The organism is Xylocopilactobacillus apicola (assembly GCF_033095985.1).
In the GTDB taxonomy this organism is placed as follows: Bacteria; Bacillota; Bacilli; order Lactobacillales; family Lactobacillaceae; genus Xylocopilactobacillus; species Xylocopilactobacillus apicola.
Genome location: NZ_AP026802.1, coordinates 1109622 through 1129688, shown reverse-complemented (window position 1 = coordinate 1129688; position 20067 = coordinate 1109622). Strand labels below are relative to the sequence as shown.

The following is a 20067-nucleotide window of genomic DNA, read 5'->3' as shown; positions in this document are numbered from 1 at the left end:
AGATTAATTTTTCTTAGTCAATTTCTCTAATTCTGTCGGAACTATCGTAAAGATAACCCCGAAAATAAGTGAAATTACTAAAACTTGGAGCGGATTATAGACCGATTTGGTTAAACTAGAACCAATGAAGCCTAAGATTTGAAAAAAAGCAACAATCCACACCATTGATGTTAAATGTTTCATTGATTTCACCTCTCAGGTGGAAATTGTAACACATTTTTGGAAATAAAAAAGATAATGAAATTTGCTAATTTAAATACAATCACGTGTTATTCGATGCTTAATTCGACTATTAAAATTCCAGATTTAGTGCAAACTGCTAAAAATCGGGGATATAGTTCTTTAGCAATCACCGATTACAATGTCTTACACGGAGCCATTCAATTTTACGATCAATGTTTGGCCAATGATCTCAAACCAATTATTGGGATGACTCTACAAACTAAGGGTTTTAAAGGGTCTGATGTGAGTGTTGTTTTGCTTGCTCAAAATCAAATTGGTTATCATAATTTGCTGAAAATTTCGACATTAATTAACAGTGAACAAATTGGGTTCGATCTAACCAAATTTAAAGATTTTATTGCCGGGATTACAGCAATTATTCATCCCCTCGAAAATGAAATATTTCAAAATAACATCGAGGAGACTGAGGCATTACTAACTAAATACCAAGAAATTTTTTCAACCCTGTATTTAGGTTATTGTCCAGCAGTGACCACTCTTTCAACTCTCGAAATTTATGAGAAGATTTATCAAGAACAAAAAATAAAAATAGTTTATTTAGCTGATGTGCGTTATTTAAACGCTGAAGATGCTGTTGCTTTAAAGGTCTTGCGTGCAATTGATGAGCAAGCAATTCTTAATCCAGCTGATCCTTTACTTAGCGCGCCAGGTATTCAGGAATTAAAATCGGTCAAAGAGATTACAAATTCTAAGCAGGGGGATTTATTTGAGGCAATAGCTAATGCAAATAGTTTGGCAGAAGAGTTAAACGTGACGATCACTAAAGAAAAAACCGAATTGCCGCACTTTAAATCGACACTCAAGGAATCTAATGAATATTTAGCAAAATTGGTTAGCGATGGACTAAAAAAAATTGGCAAAGATCAAGACTCACATTATCTCAAGCGAGCAAATAATGAATTGAAAGTTATCGAGAAGATGGGCTTTGCTGATTATTTTCTAATTATTTGGGATATTGTCAATTATGCTAATTCTGCCCAAATTCAACTAGGAGCGGGTAGAGGATCGGCCGCTGGTTCTCTTGTATCTTATGCTTTGGGAATCTCAAAGGTAGATCCAATTAAATATGGTTTATTTTTTGAACGTTTTTTGAACCCAGAACGAGTAAATATGCCAGATATTGATCTCGATGTGCCGGATGATAAACGATCGGACATTATAAAGTATTTACAAAAAAGATACGGCAAAGAAAATTTTTCTCAAATCATTGTCTTTTCAACTCTGGGTGTTAAAAGAAGCCTGAGGGATTGTCTCAAGATTTTCTCGGCAGATAACCAAACGGTTACGCGCTGGATTAATGCCGTTCCACGACATTTACACGTAACTTTAGAGCAATGTTACGAGGAGTCAGCTGAATTTCGTAAACTCGTGAGCGCTGATTCTTTTGGTCGAATGCTTTGGGGTATTTTAAAAAAGATCGAAGGATTGCCTCGTCAACCCTCAATTCATGCGGCAGGAGTTGTCATTTCTGAAGAAAAATTAGTTAACAAAATTCCACTTGAGGACAACGGAAGCGACGTATTAATTACCCAGTACGTTTATCATGATGTTGAAGAACTTGGCCTCTTAAAAATAGATATTCTTGGTTTAAGAAATCTCAGTATTTTAAAGAAAATGGTCGATTTGGTTCGGCGCTACGATGACCCTAATTTCCAAGTTGAAGCCATTAATGAACATGATCCAGCTAGTTTGAAAATTTTTCATGATGGTGATACCGACGGAGTATTTCAGTTTGAATCAAGTGGCTTGAAGCGCGTACTTATAAATATGGATGTTGAAAATTTTAACGATATTGTGGCAGCAAATGCCTTATTTCGCCCAGGACCAATGGGACAAATTAACACCTATATTGAACATAAATTAAAGAAAACCGAAAACACCGATCCAGATCTTCTACCTTTAAATTCAATTACTGAGAGTACATATGGCGTAATTGTTTATCAAGAACAGGTGATGCAAATTGCCAATGTAATGGCTGGTTTTCCTTTAAGCGAAGCGGATATGCTTCGGCGAGCAATGAGTAAGAAAAATCGACCACTTTTAGAAAAGTATCAGGCAAAATTTATTAGCGGTGCTGTAAACCGAGGTTACAGTGCAGAGCAAGCCAAGAAGGTTTATGATCTAATCGAATATTTTTCAAATTACGGATTTAATAAATCTCACTCCGTCGCTTACAGTATGCTTGCTTTCTGGCTAGCCTACATTAAGGCCCATTTTCCGCTCCACTTTTTTGCAATTCAAATGGGAACCGCTCTTGGAGATTTTGACCGTTTACGAAACTTTATTAATGCAGCTCGTAAGCGTTCACTGGAAGTGATTGGTCCAAACGTCAATACAAGTTTTTTTAATTTTACTGACGACGGAGAAAAAATTGTTTCGGGTCTAATAATTATTAAAGGGCTTCGGCGAGATTTTATTACAGAAATTGTGAACAAGCGCTTAAAATACGGTAAGTATCAAGATTTTAACGATTTATTAAGCCGGATGGATCACCAATTTTTGAGTGAAGATAATTTTATTCCTTTGATTAAAGCAGGAGCTTGTGACGATTTACACTCTAATCGCAGAGAATTGACTGAAAACTTAAAAACAAACCTCGACAGTTTGAAGTTCTCCCAAAATAATGTTAATTTATTTGCTCAGTTGAAACCACGTTGGGATGAATATCCCGACTTTTCAAATGATGAAAAAATTGAAATGGAGCACGATTTAACAGGCCTGTACTTACACGGTAGTCCCTTTGACGAATTTCAAAAACTTTCACAAATTTATCACGCTCAAAGTATTCAAAGTTTAAAAAATGGTAAAGATTGCTGGATTTTTGCCTCGATTTTAAAAGTTCGAACAATTAAGGACAAAACTGGGAAACAAATGGCATTTTTAACTTTGGATGATACAGAAAATCAAATTGATAGCGTAGTATTTTCTGATCGCTATTTTGAATTACGTAACCAAATCGTTGAAGGACAAAAAAGTGCTCTATATGGTCAAACTCGAGAACGTACTAAAGGACTAAATTTTGTTATTTCTCAAATATTTTCCTTAAACGAGGCCAAGAAAAAATTCGACGAAAATAAATTATTTATTGACATTTCAAATATTTCAAACCCTGATTTACAACTTCTTCAAAAGCTACTTAAAAAACATCATGGACTGAGTCCGGTTTATTTGATCGATAATACTCATCAAAAAAATGTTCTTTTAGCTCCAAACAGCTGGGTTGACGTCAATGAAGAATTTTACGAATCTCTTTTAAAGCTTGTAGGTAAAGAACATTTTGTTTATCGAGATCGTAAATTAAATTGAAAATTTATGACAAAATAGGCGGTTAGTGGTAATATTAAGCCCGATTGGAATATTTTTTGATCCAAGAAAATCTATTGAGGTGGTTTATTTTAAATGAAACGTATTGGTATTTTGACAAGTGGCGGGGATGCGCCTGGCATGAATGCTGCGGTTAGAGCCGTTGCCCGTAAAGCACTGAGCTCAAAGCTCGAAGTGTGTGGAATAAATTACGGATACAAAGGACTAGTAGAGGGAAACATTTTTGAAATCAAGGAAAAAGAAGTTTCCGATTTAATCCAATTAGGCGGTACGACGCTTTATACAGCTAGATATCCGGAATTTGCTGAGAAAGAATACCAGCTAAAAGGGATTGAACAATTAAAGAAACATGGAATTGATGCTTTGGTCACAATTGGTGGTGATGGATCTTATCATGGTGCTGTTCGTTTGACCGAACAAGGTTATAATGCAATTGGGCTTCCGGGAACTATTGATAATGATATTCCTTTTACCGATCGAACAATTGGTTTTGATACTGCAATTCAGACATCAGTTGAGGAGATTGATAAAGTACGTGATACAGCGAAAAGTCATGGTCGAATTTTTGTTGTTGAAGTAATGGGACGCAATTCAGGTGAAATTGCTTTAAGAACAGCTATTGCATCTGGAAGCCAAGCTGTAATTATTCCTGAAAAGCCTTTTGACGTTGACGAAATTGCAGGAATAGTTAAAGATGCCCGTAGACGTGGCCATGAGCATCAAATCATTATTACTGCTGAAGGAGCAATTCATGCTCAAGATTTAACAGACCAACTTGCTAATAGAGGTATCGACAATATTAGAGGAGTTGCCTTGGGACACGTTGTTAGAGGTGGTGCGCCAACAGCTTCTGATCGTGTTTTAGCGTCAAGAATGGGAAGTTATGCTGTTGATTTACTTCTTGACGGACAAGGCGGTCAAGCAGTGGGAATTGAAAAGGGTGTTATTACTCATCATTCGATGTTAGATTTGTTTGATTCCAAGGCCAAAACAGATTTATCAATGTACGATTTAGCAAACACATTATCTTATTAGAAAAAGGGAGCAAATATAAATACATGAAAAAAACAAAAATTGTTTCAACACTAGGACCAGCAAGTAACTCAACCGAAATTATTACAAAATTGATTAATGCCGGAGCTAACGTTTTCCGTTTCAATTTCTCACACGGTGACCACGAAGAACATCTTTCAAGGATGAACATGGTGCGTGAAGCTGAAAAAATCACCGGAAAATTAGTAGGAATCATGCTCGACACCAAAGGTGCTGAAATCAGAACAACTGATCAAGAAGGCGGCAAATTTCAAGCACACGTTGGAGATGAAATTCGTGTATCTATGGATGCTAGCTTAACTGGTAATCCTAGTAAAATTGCTGTTACATATCCAGGACTTTTTGATGATACAAAGGTCGGTGGTCACGTTTTAATCGATGACGGTTTGGTTGATCTTAAGATTACTGGTAAGGATGAAGAACACAAAGAATTAATCACTGTTGTTGAAAATGAAGGTAAAATTGGATCAAAGAAGGGTGTAAATGCACCTGGTGTTGAAATCAAACTTCCTGGTATTACTGAAAAAGATACTGACGATATTAATTTTGGACTCGATCACGGAATTAACTTTATTGCAGCTAGTTTCGTTCGTAAGCCTCAAGATGTTTTAGATATTCGCGAATTACTTGAGAAGAAACATAAAGAAACTGTTAAAATCTATCCAAAAATTGAATCTCAAGAAGGAATTGATAACTTCGATGACATCATTAAAGTTTCAGATGGTTTAATGATTGCTCGTGGTGATATGGGTGTTGAAATTCCTTTTGAAAATGTTCCTTTTGTTCAAAAAGAATTGATCAGAAAATGTAATGCAGTTGGCAAACCAGTTATTACTGCAACTCAAATGCTTGATTCAATGCAAGAAAACCCACGTCCTACAAGAGCAGAAGTTACTGACGTTGCTAATGCTGTTATCGATGGTACTGATGCTACAATGCTTTCAGGTGAAAGTGCAAATGGTGATTATCCTGTAGAATCCGTAGCTGCAATGGCTAAAATTGATAAGAGAACAGAACGTTCATTGATAAATCAAGATGCTTTTGCCCTTAAACGTTTGTCTGATAAAACTGATGTTACGGAAGCTGTTGGACAATCTGTCGCACATATTGCAAAAAATCTTGGAGTTAAGACAATTGTTGCTGCAACACAGTCTGGTTTCACGGCACGTATGATTTCTAAGTATCGTCCAAAAGCTGATATTTTGGCATTAACACCAAATGAAGACGTTCAAAGAAGTTTAACAATTAACTGGGGTGTTCAACCAGTGTTAGTTAAAAATCCTAATTCAACTGATGAATTATTTGATTTAGCAACTCAAAAAGCTGTAGAATTAGGCTTTGCTGAAGAAGGTGATTTGATTTTAATTACTGCTGGAGTGCCTGTTGGCGAAACTGGAACTACTAACGTATTAAAAGTTCAACTAATCGGTTCAAAACTTGCTAAAGGTAGTGGAATTGGTGATCATTCATTTGTTGGAACTGCTAAAGTTGCAACAAGCGCTGAAGAAGCTCTTGCTAAAGTTCAAAGTGGTGACATTTTAGTTACTAAAACTACTGACAAGGATTATACTTCAGCAATCGAGAAATGTTCTGGTTTAGTTGTTGAACATGGCGGACTTTCCTCACATGCTGCAATTGTTGGACTTTCACTTGGAATTCCAGTAATTGTAGGAGCAAAAAACGTAACAAACCTTGTTTCTGATGGACAAGTAATTACTTTAGATCCAAAAGGCGGCATTGTTTACAAAGGTAAGATCGAAAATGTCTAGTTTTTAATTTATTTTAAATAAATAGCTTTAAAAGCGCGAATGGTCAAACTTTTCGCGTTTTTTTATCAAAATCGTTATAATATTCTGATGAGAAAAGAAAGGATAAGGCTTATTTTCAATTGAGTGAATTCAAAAGAGGAAGCCATCAAAATTTGTATGAAAAATGGTGAGATTCAAGAGGTTGAAATAAAAGAAAAAATCGAAGACACTGTGGTGGGTTCGGTTAATGGTGAAACAGTTTACGTGCATTCAAAAAATTTGAGTTTACTGGAAGTTGGTAAGACTTATTTTAGTTTTGTTTACCTTAACCGTCATAGTCAGTGGTGTGCTAGCCTTGATATTCCTAATTGTTCTTTGAAGAGTTTTGGATTAGGTACTGTAAACACCGTTGACCCTAAATCAGGAGTTTTTCTTTCGATCGGGTTGACTGATAAAGATATATTGGTTTCAAGTGACGATTTACCTGATAAATCTAGTGATTGGCCGCAAGTTGATGATCAACTGATAATCAAATTAGTACGGGACAACAAAGAACGATTATGGGGACAAATGGCAACTGATGAAGACCTCTTGAATGGAGGATTTATTAATTTTGACCATAAATTTAAACGGAATGATACAGTCACTGGATTGATTTATCATTTAGGAAAGAATGGCGCTTTCTTATTACTTCATGAAGATCGATTTGCTTTTCTTCATAGCTCAGAAGTAGAAGTGCCAATTCACCTTGGTCAGACTATAACTGGAAGAGTGATTGGTTTTGGAGCTCATGATCGAATTAATATTTCGCTTTTAAAGAATGCTTATGCGAGAATTGATGACGATGCGGCAATGATTCTTGCTGCAATTAATTTTACTCCACAGAAATCTCTATCGATCAATGATAATTCCACGCCCGAAGAAATTAAAAATCAATTTGGGATCAGTAAATCTAGTTTTAAAAGAGCGGTCGGTCATTTATTAAAGCAAAATTTGATTGTTAAAGAAAATGGATATCTCAAAATTAAATCTAAATAAGAATGATCAGCAAATTTTAGCTCAGTTTGAAAATTATCTTTTAATTGTTCTAAGTTTGGCAAAAAATTCGGTTAATGCTTATTTAAGTGATACCGAAAAATGGATGATATACTGTAAAAGTCTTAATCTTTCCTACTTAGAAGTTAAAGCTAGTGATTTGGAAAAGTATTATCAAATAAGTTATGGTGATAAAATGGCGATTAGTTCTGCGACTCGCTCCCTTTCTTCGCTCCATAATTTTTATTCTTTTTTACAAGATATTGACTTAATTGGTGCCAATCCCGTTGATAATTTAACGAGGCCACAAAAATCTTCAGTACTGCCAAGCGTTTTGAGTTACGAGGAAGTCGATCGACTTTTAAATGCACCAGATTTAAATTCGAAGTTTGGAATTAGGGATCGAGCAATTTTAGAAACAATGTATGCAGCTGGTCTTAGAGTAAGTGAAGCAACAAGATTGGAGCTGGCTGATCTTCATTTGTCCATGCACTTAATTAATGTAGTAGGTAAAGGAAACGTTGAAAGAATTGTTCCTTTAAATGACGCAGCTGTCCATTTTTTAGAGTTATACTTTTCAAAGATAAGAAAATCGATCGTCAATGGTAATGAAACTGCAGTTTTTTTGAATTATCAGGGACACCCGATATCTCGTCAATCGATTTGGAAAATGGTTAAAAAATATTTGCAAATTGCTGGTATTGATAAAAAAGTTACTCCACATACGCTTAGACATTCTTTTGCAACCCACTTAATTAGTAATGGGGCCGATTTAAGGAGTGTTCAAGAATTGCTAGGACACCGAAATGTTTCCACAACCCAAATTTATACTCATATTGCAAATAATCTTTTGCTAAAAGTCTATAATGAAACTAAACCGAGGAAATAAGCTTGTTAGAAAAATATACCTCTGAACTAAAGAAAATTTCGATGGGGATTTTAACCTACAATAGCCATCGAATTAAAGCATCTAAATTAGAAAATAAAATAGATCAGTTAGTTAGTAATCCCGAGAATATTATTTACTTATGGCGAGGCTCAGATAATAATTATGATGGACTTGTAGTACTTGAGAAATACGATGAAGAATGTATCGTTGTTAAAAGCATTACCTTGCGTAATAATTTAAAAAATACCGTTGGATACAATCAGGTTCTTAATGAATTAAAGGAAAAAATACCTGACAAGCAAATTATGGGAGTAGAAAAATTGAAGGATGTTTTCGGCTCATGGAAGAAAATCTAGATAAAAATATTAGTTATAAATTGATCTTAGAAATTGATAATTTCTCGGGTCCTTTAGATCTCTTGTTAGAGCTGATCAAAAGCCAAAAAATTGATATTAATGATATCCCCATTGTCCAAGTTACTTCTCAATTTCTAGATTTTATCAATCAATTTGGAGATCAATTGCTAGATCGCTTGAGTGATTATTTGGTGATGGCGACAAGGCTTACTTTGATTAAGGCCAAAATGCTGTTGCCAACCCAAAAGGAATCCTTAACTGAAGAGGTAGAGGATCCTCGAATTGATCTGAGAGATCAATTGTTAGCTTATGATAAATTTATTAAAATTGCCGATGCGCTTAAAATGCGAAAAATTGTTCATAAAATTGAATACTCTCGCCCTGAAATTTTTGCTTCTGAGTGGGATAAACCAGCATTGCGCTTGGATGCGGTGAGCTTAGACCAACTAGTATCTTGTATGGAGAAGATTATTGAGTCAGAGGTCGAAAGAGAGCAAGTTTTTAATGTTGTTGAGCGAATTAATATTTCTTCTGAAACAGTGAATAAACGAATTAAACAAATTATTAAACTTGAAGGAAAAACAACTTTTACTAAATTAATTCAGGAATTTTCAAGCCTAGATGGAATTATTGCATGTTTCGTTGAGATTCTTTCACTAATGCGCCTAAACGTGATTAAAGTTACTCAAAAAAAAGAATTTGGAGAATTATTTTTGGAGCAAGATTTTGAATTTTGAAGCGGTATTTGAATCATTACTTTTTTTAGCTGGTGAAGACGGTATTGAAGTCGAAAAATTAACAAAAACTTATCAATTAAGCGATGAAGACGCTCTTAGTTACATGATAAAGTTACAAAAGCTTTACAAAAATGATGAAAATAGAGGATTGGAAATTGTCGAAGTCGATCAAACTTTTTTTATGAAAACAAAGGGGGAATTAGCACCACAGATTGATTTGTTTTTAGAAAAATATATGGGCAAAGGCTTGAGCAATTCAGAACTAAATACCTTAGCCATTGTTGCTTTTAGACAACCGATCATGAGAGTCCAGGTTGATGAATTGCGGGGAGTTAATAGTGCTCAAATTCTTCATAATCTTGAAGCAAAAAAGATGATTCGTTCAACGAAAAGTAACGCACCAGGTCGACCAAAGGTTTATCGAACAACTAGTTATTTTTTGCAATACTTTGATTTAAAGAATCTAAGAGAATTACCAACTTTACAGACCCAGCAAAAAGATGAAAAACAAAAGGAGCTTTTTTAAATTGAAGCAAGGAATTCGATTACAAAAAATATTAGCTGAAAACGGAGTTGCGTCCCGCAGGAAATCAGAAGAGTTGATTAAAACTGGACATGTGTCAGTAAATGGAAAAATCGTTAAAGAAATGGGGATTAAAATAAGTTCTAAGGACGTAATCGAAGTTGATCATCGCATCATTAAAAAACTTCCTCAGAGAACTTTTCTATTCTACAAACCTCAAAAAGTTATAACCTCTTTAAAAGACGAAAAAGGTCGGCCAACAGTTGCTGACTATTTTCCTGATCGTCTTCATTTATTTCCGGTCGGTCGACTCGATTACGATACTTCTGGCTTAATTTTAATGACAAATGACGGTGAATTAGCAAACATTGTTACTCATCCCAGTTTTGCAATTGAAAAAACTTATTTAGTAAAGGTTAAAGGCTTAATCGGCAATAATGACTTGACGCGGATTAGAAATGGTTTAAAAATAAGAGGAGTTAAATATGCCCCTGCTAAAATCAAAGTTCGCTCAATCGATCGGGAACGTTCAAATTCTTTTGTAGAAATCAGCTTAATAGAGGGTAAGCACCACGAGGTTAAAGAAATTTTTTCTTTTTTAAATCATCCAGTTCGGCGCTTAACCCGAATTCAGATTGGATTTTTAAAGGATGAGGGCATGCGTTCAGGAATGTCTAGAGAATTACGAGAAGAAGAAATTAAACGTTTAAAGCATCCACGCTAAGAACGTTCAATTTTAAATGCACGGCCTGGACAATTATTGATGACTGGTTTAAGTTTTTTTATTTCTTGGGAATCAAGTTCAAGAGAAGAATTTTCTAAGTTTTTCTTAAAATGAGCAATCCCTTGATCATCTAATTCAAATAGTTCAGGATGCTGTTGAACACATAATCCACATGCAATACAACGTTTGGAATTGAGAAATAATTTCATTTTTGATTCTAACCTTCTAAAAATTGATTATGGTATACTAATTATAAGATAAAATTGGAGCTGCGTTATAAGTATGAAAGATCAAAATTCAAGTTCTAACGAAAACAAAAATACTGAAGAGACCCCTTGGGATAAGACATTTAGTGACGATCGAGATGAATCGGGAAACCTTTCTCGCGTCAGAGCTAGAAAAATGAATTCCAATAAAAATCTCTATTATTTTATCATTATTGCTGCGTTAATTTTAGCTATTTCAGTGCCAGTAATTATTGGAGCAATTAGCAGTAATAATGCAAGCAAAAAAAATTCTGCCACTCAGGTGACTGTTAAAAGTTCATCAAAGTCACAGGTGAAAAGTTCTGTGAAAAACAGCAAAAAAACATCAAAAAAAGCTAGTTCCCAGAAGTCATCGAGCGCCCCAAAAAACGATCAAAGTGCTGCAAGTAGTGAACAAAGCACTGCTAATACTGCCACGAACAATTCAGAGCAACAAAATGAAGCGTCAGCAAGTAGTCAAGCTGCTCCTAGCCAGCCAAGTGCGCAAAGTAGTTCAGTAGCTCAGGATCAAAGTAGCCAACAAGCTAATAGTGCTGGAGGATCTTACACTGTCCAAAAAGGTGAATATTGGTATGCTATTGCTCGTAAACATAATATTCCGGTGGACAAACTATACGCTGCTAACGGTGCAAATGCTTCGACACCTTTAAATCCTGGTCAAGTGATCAAGATTCCAGGACAATAGAAATGATTCAAATTGCAATTGATGGTCCAGCCTCTTCGGGCAAAAGCACTGTTGCGAAAATAATCGCAGAAAAATTAAATTTCTTATACGTTGATACAGGGGCAATGTATCGGGCCCTTACGTATTATTGTTTAGAAAAAAAAATTAATCTTAATGATGAAGAATCAGTGATGAAGCTACTTAATCAAATGAATTACGAAGTAAAAGTAGTTGAAGAAAAATTGCATTATTTTGTTGATCAGCAAGATGTTTCTGAACAAATTCGTAAACCTGACGTTGCTAAAAATGTTTCTAAAGTTGCCTCATACCCAAAAATCCGCAAGTATTTAACTGAACTTCAGCAAGAAATTGCCCGAAAAAACAATGTAGTGATGGACGGTCGTGACATCGGAACCGTCGTTTTGCCTCAGGCAAATTTTAAATTTTTTTTAACTGCAACACCGGAAGTTCGTGCAAATCGACGATTTAAAGAGAACCAAAATAAAGGAATTTCCTCTGATTTGAGCGAAATTATTCAAGCAATTAAAAAAAGAGATGAAATTGATTCACATCGAAAAATTGCCCCTTTAATCCCTGCTAATGACGCTATTCTAGTCGATAGCAGCAATATGACTATTGAGCAAGTTGTAACTAATCTGATAAATCGCATACAAGGATAATGGATTTTTGTTGCAAATTGGAGTATATTAATAGTTAGCATATTTTTGGAGGACAGTTCATGAGCGACAATTTTAGTGGCAGCCAGGAAATGGCGCAAGCTCTTGATGAAAGTTTAAATGTAAATTTAGGTGATGTAGTCAAAGCAGAAATATTGCAAGTTGACGACAATCAACTTGTAGTTAGTATTTTAGGTACTGGATTAGAGGGCGTTGTGCCCGAAAGAGAATTATCAACTCAAAGAGTTGATGATATTAACGATTCTTTTAAAGTCGGAGACGATTTAGATTTAGTTGTTATCTCTAAGTTTGGAGCTGATAAGGAAAACGGAAATTTCTTATTATCTCGAAAACGAATCGAGGCTCGTAAACAGTGGAGTGCCTTGGAAGAAAGATTAAAAAATGAGGATACTTTAATTGCTCATGTAGTTAAGGCAGTTAAAGGTGGACTTTTAGCTGATGTTGGAGGAGTTGTTGGTTTTATTCCGTCATCTCGAATTGAGTCTTATTTTGTTAAGAACTTAAAGCAATATATTGGCAAAGATTTAAAAGTTAAAGTAATTGAAATTGAACCATCAGAAAATCGTTTAATTCTTTCTAGAAGAGATTTCGTTCAGGAAGAAAAGAAAGAGAAATTTCTTGAATTGGCAAATCGTCTTCACGAAGGTGATGAGGTGACTGGAAAAATTACAAGAATTACACCATTTGGGGCTTTTGTTGATGTTGATGGTATTGATTGTCTTGTACATATTTCAGAAATTTCTCGTAAACGGGTCACTGATCCTAATGATGTTTTAACAGTTGGTGAAGAAGTAACTGCAAAAGTCATTAAAGTTGATGTAGATCGACAAAGAGTTTCCTTATCTTTAAAAGCTTTAGAAAAGACGGCTTGGGATAGTGTTGATGAAAAAGTTAAAATCGGGGATACACTTGAAGGTAAAGTCAAACGTTTAACTAGCTTTGGAGCTTTTGTGGAAGTATTGCCTGAAATTGAAGGATTGGTTCATATTTCACAGATTAGCCATAAACATATTGCTACACCTAATGAAGTATTAAAGGTTGGTGAAGATGTTAAGGTTAAAGTTATCGATTTAGAGAAAGAGAACCAACGACTTTCTCTTTCAATCAAGGCTTTAGAAGATACTCCTAAAGCAAATGATAAGCGACCTGCTAAAAGTAATAATGCTTCAAATGATAATATGAAGTATAAGCCAACGGAGACTTCAGGATTTTCAATTGGCGATATTATCGAAAGTAAACAAAGCAAAAGTTAGAAAATAAAGATCATTTTTATAAATCGATTAGAAGCGTTGAGCTAAACTCAACGCTTTTAATTTGAAGGAGGTCCTGATAATTAAAGCAAATATTGCAATAGTGGGGAGACCCAATGTTGGAAAATCAACTCTTTTTAATCGAATTATTGGAAAAAGACAGGCTATTGTTTTAGATACTCCAGGAGTAACGCGAGACCGAAATTATGGTGTTGCTGATTGGAATGGCAAAAAGTTCAACATTATCGATACAGGGGGAATGAATTTCCAAAAGGGTGATTTTAATTCAGAAATCAATTCTCAAGTGGAATCTGCGTTAGCTGATGCAGATTTGATTATATTCCTAACTGATAGTAAAAGCGGTATTACTGATTTAGACGCGCAAATTGGCAAATTGCTCCGGCCGAGAAAAAAAGATGTAATTTTAGCGGTAAATAAGGCCGATAACGACATGTACAGATTAAACGCTTATGATTTTTATAATTTAGGGCTTGGTGATCCGATTGCTATTTCAGCTAACCACGGAACTGGAGTTGGTGATTTATTAGATTTAGTAACAAAAAAACTTCCTGATCAAGAAGACCCATCAGAAAATGATCACGATCAAATCAATGTGAGCATTATTGGAGAACCTAACGTTGGAAAAAGTTCTTTAGTCAATCGATTAATTGGTGATGAACGTTTAATTGTTTCTTCTGAAGCTGGAACAACACGCGATGCAATCTCCCTTGATCTTAAGACTGAAGACGGAGAAAAATTTAAACTTATTGACACAGCCGGGATCAGGAGATCAGGAAAAGTTCAGGAAGCTGTTGAAAAATTTTCGGTTATTCGTGCCAAAAATGCAGTTGAAGATTCTGATGTTTCTTTGGTTTTAATTGATGCGAAAGCTGGAATCAGAGAACAAGATAAAAGAGTTGCGGGAATTGCTTTTGAATCGGGACGTAGTATTATCATTGTAGTAAACAAATGGGATTTGATCGAAAAAGATGATCACACAATGAAAGAATTTGAACAATATGTTCGTGATGAATTTCCTTATCTGAGCTTTGCACCAATTGTTTTCATTTCGGCACAAACTGGTTTAAGAGTTTCGTCTATCTTACCTTTAGTTAGTGAAGTTTATGCAAATTCAATCAAAAGAATTCCTTCAGCAGTGTTAAATGACGTTTTATTTGACGCGATTTCGATGACCCCGCCTGCTGCTCACAAAGGAAAAATTCTAAAACTATTTTATTTAACTCAAGTTGAAGTCAAACCTCCTCTGTTTATTGTCTTTGTTAATGATCTAAAACTTTTCCATTTTTCGTATGAAAGATATTTAATCAACTATTTGAGAAAAGTCTTTGATTTTACTGGGGTTCCGGTCAAAATAAAAGCTCGCGAAAGGTCTTGATAATTCATGGTATATTTCATAATTCAGTGAAATTATTAACAAATGGCTTGCGGCATCAGAGAGTTTGTGCTAAATTGATGTACGGGAAGAAAGAGACAATTAACAACGTGTTTCAGATTCCATTGATTTTTTGGAGGTTAATCGAATGGCTAATAAGTCAGATTTAATTGATACAGTTGCACAAAGCACTGATTTAACTAAGAAGGATGCAACTCGTGCGGTTGATGCAGTATTCAACACGATTCAAGATATTTTAACTAAAGGCGGTAAAGTTCAACTTATCGGTTTTGGTACTTTTGAAGTAAGAGAACGTGCTGCTCGTGCTGGTCGCAACCCACAAACTGGTGAAGAGATCCAGATTCCAGCCAGTAAAGTTCCTGCATTTAAAGCAGGAAAAGCTTTAAAAGAAGCTGTTAAGTAGTTTGTCGAATTAATCTCAGTTAAAAGCTGGGATTTTTTTGAAGCAAAAAAGATGAGGAAGAAAATAATTAAGCAAAAGTTTTCAAAAGAAGCTTTAGCATCACTGGGGCAGGGAGATATTCCTGCCTTTATTGGTGCAGTCAATAAAGCAATTATCCATGATGACCCTGAAACTTTAGCTGTTTTAGGAGAAACCCTTTACGACAGCGGTAATCTTGAACAAGCTGCAGATATTTTCCGGTCACTGATAAAAAAAGATCCCCAAAATTCAGCCGCAAAAATTATGCTGGCTGATATAATAAATGAAAATGGTGATGCAGATGGGGCACTAAATTTACTAGCTGAAATTCCTGAAGACGATGAAAAATATTTGGCTGTTTTGATGCAAAAAGCAGATATATATCAAACCATTGGCCTTGAAGAAGTGAGTGAATCTTTAATTGATCAGGCCTTGCAAAAATCACCTGAGAACCGTGCTTTAATTTTTGGAATGGCAGAGATACTGTACTCCCAGTCACGTTACTTGGAGGCAAAAGAGTATTATCAAAAGCTTTTAGATATGGGAATAAGTAGTTACCTAAATCAAAACATTCGTTTAAGAGAAGCTAATTGTTTAACTTTCACCGGTGATTTTGAGGCTGCAGCTAAAATTTTTGAGCGATTCAATGACGTAATTCTGCGAGATGATGACCTATTTGCTAAAGGTAGCGTCTACTTTGAATTACATCTGCCCAAAAAAGCAATTAAACCACTGGAAACATTGCTTGAAAAATCGGCAGATTATGCCCCAGCCTATTTGGTTCTTGCGAAGAGTTATGAAGAACTTGATGAATTTGATAAAGCTTATGAAATCGCCCAAAAAGGTTGGACTATTGATGCTTTTGATCTCCGGATCCGTTTAGAGTTTGCTAAAATTGCGATTAAACTTGGATATCTTGACCAAGCAATTAATAGTTATCAAGAAGTTTTAAAACAAGATCCTGAAAATATTTTAGCCTTAGATGAACTGGGATTGATTTACTTGAAACACAACGAAAACGAAGCAGTTATTGATCTTTTGGCAGGCAAGGAGGGAGTTGATCCTAATTTGGCATGGATTTTAGGACAAGCATATCTAAACAAAGATCAGTTAGAGCTTGCAAAAGAAAATTTAATTTCCGTTTTCAATGAATTCCAGGATCAAGCTGATTATCTTTTAGATTTAATAAATCTTTTTAGAAAACTTCGCGATGTTAAATCGCAGCTTACAATGATGCAGTTGTATTTAAAAATAAGGCCAACAGATGATACAATAGCTAATGAATTTGAAGCATTAAGAGATGAGTATGAATAAAAAAAATTTCGATCCAAATAATTTTCCTTCTCCGTTTAAAAAAGCCGTCCCAATTATGAATAAACTTCAAAGCTCAGGCTTTGAGGTTTATTTTGTTGGTGGGAGCCTGAGAGATTTATTTTTAAATGTTGCAATCCATGATATCGATCTTGCAACTAACGCTTTACCATTGGAAGTTAAAAAAATATTTCCTCATAGTTTTGATACAGGAATTCAACATGGAACTATTACAGTGGTTTATCATCACGAAAACTACGAAGTTACGACTTTTCGAAATGATGGTGATTATCTTGATCACCGCCACCCTGAAAACGTCCAATTTGTCCGAAATTTGCAAGAGGATTTAAAAAGGCGTGATTTTACCATCAATGCTCTAGCTATGTCGCCAACGGGGCAAATTATTGATTATTACGGGGGGATTGATGATTTAGATGCCAAAATTATTCGTTGCGTGTTAAATCCCTATAAACGTTTTGAAGAGGATGCACTTCGCATATTTCGCGCCGTCCGTTTTACGAGCCAGCTTGACTTCAAGTTAGAAACAGATACTTACTTAGCTTTAAAAGAAAAGGTTCATTTACTTGCTAACATTTCTATCGAACGAATTCATAGCGAATTTATCAAAATGATGCTAGGAAATGCATGGCAAAAAGGAATCCAGATAATTGAAGAAACAAATATCGCTGAATTTATGCCAAGTATAGATCCTTTAAAATTGGTAAGGCTTTTAAAGTCAACGTACAAAAATGTGCATTTTCCAAACGAAGAATTGATTTGGGCAACCTTGTTTTACTTTGAAATTCTGCCCCAAAACCAGATTTCAAAGGTTCTTGCCAAATGGAAAACTTCAAATTCAGTCATTAAAAATGTCCAAGAAATTTTACTGTTTTGCAAAAATTACGAAAAAGGACAACGAGATTACCACCTCTTTTATGGATTATTACGGGAAAATATTATTAATGGGATCTTTATTTTAAGAAAATTTGCTGAATTACAGTTGCCTGATTTGATTACAAATTATGACTCCTTACCGATTCATCAACTAAAAGATTTAGCTGTTTCAGGCAGCGACTTAATTCAAGAGGCTAATTTTACTCCCGGTGTTGATTTAGGAAAAATGATAAAATTAATTGAAAGTAAAGTATTAAAAGGAGAATTAATCAATGATCATCAACAGATCATTGATTTTGTAAAGGAAAATCATGTCTGAAAAATCTTATTTAGAGCTTGCTCAAAAAATTTTAACAAAAGGAAATTTAAAAGCTGATCGAACAGGAACTGGCACCAAAAGTATTTTCGGAGCCCAACTACGATTTAATCTCAAAGATGGTTTTCCATTATTAACAACAAAGAAAGTTCCATTTGGGTTAATTAAAAGTGAATTGCTTTGGTTTATTCATGGAGATACCAATATCCGTTATCTCCTAGAAAACAATAATCACATTTGGGATGAGTGGGCTTTTGAAAAATATGTTCAAAGTTCTGATTATTCTGGACCTGAAATGAAAGATTTTGGGCAAAGACGGCTAAAAGACTCTGAATTTAAAAATATTTACGACCAAGAAATGTTAAAATTCACCCAGAAAGTCTTAGAAGATCAAGATTTTGCTAATAAGTATGGAGATTTAGGAAACGTTTATGGTCGACAATGGCGCGCTTGGAAAACTTCAAAAGGAGCTACAATAGATCAACTCCACGAAGTAATCGAAACAATTAAACATCATCCAGACTCTAGGCGAATGATTGTAAGTGCCTGGAACCCAGAAGATGTGCCTCAGATGGCATTACCACCATGTCATACCTTGTATCAATTCTACGTCTCTAATGGCAAATTATCTTTACAATTGTACCAACGCTCAGCGGATCTTTTCTTAGGAGTGCCTTTTAATATTGCAAGTTATGCATTACTTAATAGCTTAATTGCGCAAATTACTGGACTTGAAGTCGGTGAGCTGATTATTGCTTTTGGTGATGTTCACATCTATTTAAATCATTTTAATCAATTCGAAGAGCAATTTAAAAACCCAATTTTACCGTTACCAACGATTCAAATTAATCCCGCAATAAAACAAATTGATGAGTATCAAATGGACGATATTGAGCTTTTAAATTATCAGTCAGCAAAAAGAATTGCAGCTCCGGTGGCTGTATGATTTGTCTAATTTGGGCACAAGATCTTGACGGAGTTATTGGTAATAGCAAAACAAATCAGCTCCCGTGGCCAAGGATGCCAGAAGACCTCGCTTATTTCAAAGAAAATACAACAGGTCAAATAGTTGTCATGGGACGTAAAACTTTTGAATCTTTACCAAATGGTCCTTTAAAAGATCGAACCAACGTTGTTTTGACCAAAAAAAAATTGCCTGAAGTAATCACAATTAAAAATTTATCAGAATTGCAACTAATTCAAGCAAATAATTTAGATCAAAATATTTTCATCATTGGCGGAGTTCAAATGTACCAAGCAACACTTCCTCTAGCCAAAAGAATCTACAGAACTATAATTTCTGGTCATTTTTCAGGAGATCTCATTATGCCTGAAATTGATAAAAGAAAATTTGAAACCATCTATACTAAATCACTAGAAAGCTTAAGCGGGTTTTCGTTAAAATTTGAAGTACTTCAAAAAATTAAAGATAGTAATACACTGAAAGAAACATCGAAAAACTGCCCGCCATTACAAATAGATGCCAAATAACATGATGAAATGGGAGATTGCGCCAACCATAAAAAATGGTTCCAACTGAATACATTACTCCGCCTAAGATCAAAAGTCCGACTCCCTTAGCTCCCAAAGCGCTTAAAAGCGGATGATAGTAAAGAACGCTAATCCAACCAATTGCAATATAGGCAATTGTCTCTAAAATTTTAAAACGCCCAAGGTAAGACAATTTATAGATCACCCCTCCCAAGCAAATAAAACAAATAATTGCAAGGAGAATTGCTCCTTTTACTCCGCCAATCGCAACTAAAGCAAACGGGGCATAAGAGCCCGCGATTAAAACGTATATACTAATGTGATCGATTTTTTGAAAAACTTTTTTTGCAGGTGTGAAAATTAGACTATGGAATAATGTTGACGCAGCATATAAAATGATTAACGAGATGCCAAAAATTAAAAAAGGGTACAATAGATGGGGATTCCCCTGAGATTTATGCATTAGAAGAATTGTTCCGTAAATGGCCATTACTAGCGCAAATCCATGAGTAGTTGCGTTTAGAAATTCTGTTACTTTATCTAGTTGTAGCTGTTGCGGACAAGTTCGAATGTTATTATTAGTTGTGGTAGAAATTTTCATTTGAAACCCCTTTTCATAAATTATCATTAGAGTTATTATAACATCATCTAGTTTCGAAAACTAGATGGTAGATTTATTAAAAACAAAAAAAACGAAAAATGTGAGGAAA

Annotated in this window: 21 protein-coding genes; 18 read left to right on the top strand and 3 right to left on the bottom strand. The window is 34.9% G+C overall.

What is annotated here, in order from left to right; genetic code table 11:
* Window positions 1-3: 3 nt before the first annotated feature.
* Window positions 4-183 carry a DUF2929 family protein gene (locus R8495_RS05640; RefSeq protein WP_317636544.1) on the bottom strand — a complete coding sequence of 60 codons (180 nt, stop codon included), beginning with the start codon at window positions 181-183 and terminating at the stop codon, window positions 4-6.
* A 54-nt stretch (window positions 184-237) separates the two neighbouring features.
* Here R8495_RS05640 and R8495_RS05635 point away from each other — a divergent pair, with 54 nt between their 5' ends.
* The 9 genes from R8495_RS05635 to R8495_RS05595 all read left to right on the top strand — a co-directional run bounded on the left by R8495_RS05635 (window position 238) and on the right by R8495_RS05595 (window position 10632).
* Window positions 238-3549, top strand: coding sequence for a DNA polymerase III subunit alpha (locus R8495_RS05635; RefSeq protein ID WP_317636543.1), 3312 nt, complete (start codon window positions 238-240; stop codon window positions 3547-3549).
* 93 nt (window positions 3550-3642) lie between these two features.
* Window positions 3643-4602 carry a 6-phosphofructokinase gene (pfkA, locus tag R8495_RS05630; RefSeq protein WP_317636542.1) on the top strand — a complete coding sequence of 320 codons (960 nt, stop codon included), beginning with the start codon at window positions 3643-3645 and terminating at the stop codon, window positions 4600-4602.
* A gap of 23 nt (window positions 4603-4625) precedes the next feature.
* Complete coding sequence (pyk, locus tag R8495_RS05625) at window positions 4626-6389, top strand: pyruvate kinase (protein ID WP_317636541.1); 1764 nt, start codon at window positions 4626-4628, stop codon at window positions 6387-6389.
* 156 nt (window positions 6390-6545) lie between these two features.
* Entirely contained in the window at window positions 6546-7406 is an 861-nt protein-coding gene (locus R8495_RS05620) for a S1 RNA-binding domain-containing protein (RefSeq protein WP_317636540.1), read from the top strand.
* Window positions 7366-8292, top strand: a complete 927-nt coding sequence (locus R8495_RS05615; protein WP_317636539.1) for a site-specific tyrosine recombinase — start codon at window positions 7366-7368, stop codon at window positions 8290-8292. Before R8495_RS05620 ends, R8495_RS05615 begins: the two co-directional genes overlap by 41 nt.
* Before the next feature lie 2 nt (window positions 8293-8294).
* Complete coding sequence (locus R8495_RS05610; RefSeq protein WP_317636538.1) at window positions 8295-8648, top strand: hypothetical protein; 354 nt, start codon at window positions 8295-8297, stop codon at window positions 8646-8648.
* Window positions 8633-9385 carry a segregation and condensation protein A gene (locus R8495_RS05605; protein ID WP_317636537.1) on the top strand — a complete coding sequence of 251 codons (753 nt, stop codon included), beginning with the start codon at window positions 8633-8635 and terminating at the stop codon, window positions 9383-9385. Before R8495_RS05610 ends, R8495_RS05605 begins: the two co-directional genes overlap by 16 nt.
* Window positions 9375-9911: an SMC-Scp complex subunit ScpB gene (scpB, locus tag R8495_RS05600; protein ID WP_317636536.1), complete on the top strand. Its 537-nt coding sequence runs from the start codon at window positions 9375-9377 to the stop codon at window positions 9909-9911. Before R8495_RS05605 ends, scpB begins: the two co-directional genes overlap by 11 nt.
* A 1-nt stretch (window position 9912) precedes the next feature.
* Complete coding sequence (locus tag R8495_RS05595) at window positions 9913-10632, top strand: pseudouridine synthase (RefSeq protein ID WP_317636535.1); 720 nt, start codon at window positions 9913-9915, stop codon at window positions 10630-10632.
* On the opposite strand, the gene R8495_RS05590 is transcribed toward R8495_RS05595, so the two are convergent.
* Entirely contained in the window at window positions 10629-10841 is a 213-nt protein-coding gene (locus R8495_RS05590; protein WP_317636534.1) for a ferredoxin, read from the bottom strand. The two genes, R8495_RS05595 and R8495_RS05590, sit on opposite strands and share 4 nt — an antisense overlap.
* A gap of 73 nt (window positions 10842-10914) precedes the next feature.
* On the opposite strand from R8495_RS05590, the gene R8495_RS05585 reads away from it, so the two are divergent.
* The 9 genes from R8495_RS05585 to R8495_RS05545 all read left to right on the top strand — a co-directional run bounded on the left by R8495_RS05585 (window position 10915) and on the right by R8495_RS05545 (window position 19357).
* The gene (locus tag R8495_RS05585; RefSeq protein WP_317636533.1) at window positions 10915-11583 is read left to right on the top strand and encodes a LysM peptidoglycan-binding domain-containing protein; all 669 of its coding nucleotides are present in this window, start codon (window positions 10915-10917) and stop codon (window positions 11581-11583) included.
* Window positions 11584-11585: 2 nt separating this feature from the next.
* Window positions 11586-12242 (top strand): (d)CMP kinase, encoded by a 657-nt coding sequence (gene cmk, locus R8495_RS05580; RefSeq protein ID WP_317636532.1) that lies wholly within the window; start codon window positions 11586-11588, stop codon window positions 12240-12242.
* Between the two features lie 59 nt (window positions 12243-12301).
* A complete protein-coding gene (gene rpsA, locus R8495_RS05575; RefSeq protein ID WP_317636531.1) occupies window positions 12302-13513 on the top strand; it encodes a 30S ribosomal protein S1 in 1212 nt (403 codons plus the stop codon).
* Between the two features lie 76 nt (window positions 13514-13589).
* Window positions 13590-14906 (top strand): ribosome biogenesis GTPase Der, encoded by a 1317-nt coding sequence (der, locus tag R8495_RS05570; protein WP_317636594.1) that lies wholly within the window; start codon window positions 13590-13592, stop codon window positions 14904-14906.
* A 145-nt stretch (window positions 14907-15051) separates the two neighbouring features.
* Window positions 15052-15327 carry an HU family DNA-binding protein gene (locus R8495_RS05565; protein ID WP_317636530.1) on the top strand — a complete coding sequence of 92 codons (276 nt, stop codon included), beginning with the start codon at window positions 15052-15054 and terminating at the stop codon, window positions 15325-15327.
* Window positions 15328-15378: 51 nt separating this feature from the next.
* Window positions 15379-16659 (top strand): tetratricopeptide repeat protein, encoded by a 1281-nt coding sequence (locus tag R8495_RS05560; RefSeq protein WP_317636529.1) that lies wholly within the window; start codon window positions 15379-15381, stop codon window positions 16657-16659.
* Window positions 16652-17869: a CCA tRNA nucleotidyltransferase gene (locus tag R8495_RS05555; protein WP_317636528.1), complete on the top strand. Its 1218-nt coding sequence runs from the start codon at window positions 16652-16654 to the stop codon at window positions 17867-17869. Before R8495_RS05560 ends, R8495_RS05555 begins: the two co-directional genes overlap by 8 nt.
* Entirely contained in the window at window positions 17862-18812 is a 951-nt protein-coding gene (locus R8495_RS05550) for a thymidylate synthase (protein ID WP_317636527.1), read from the top strand. The genes R8495_RS05555 and R8495_RS05550 overlap by 8 nt, the downstream gene beginning before the upstream one ends.
* Entirely contained in the window at window positions 18809-19357 is a 549-nt protein-coding gene (locus R8495_RS05545) for a dihydrofolate reductase (protein WP_317636526.1), read from the top strand. Before R8495_RS05550 ends, R8495_RS05545 begins: the two co-directional genes overlap by 4 nt.
* On the opposite strand, the gene trhA is transcribed toward R8495_RS05545, so the two are convergent.
* Window positions 19290-19958: a PAQR family membrane homeostasis protein TrhA gene (trhA, locus tag R8495_RS05540; protein WP_317636525.1), complete on the bottom strand. Its 669-nt coding sequence runs from the start codon at window positions 19956-19958 to the stop codon at window positions 19290-19292. The genes R8495_RS05545 and trhA overlap by 68 nt on opposite strands.
* Window positions 19959-20067: the final 109 nt, after the last annotated feature.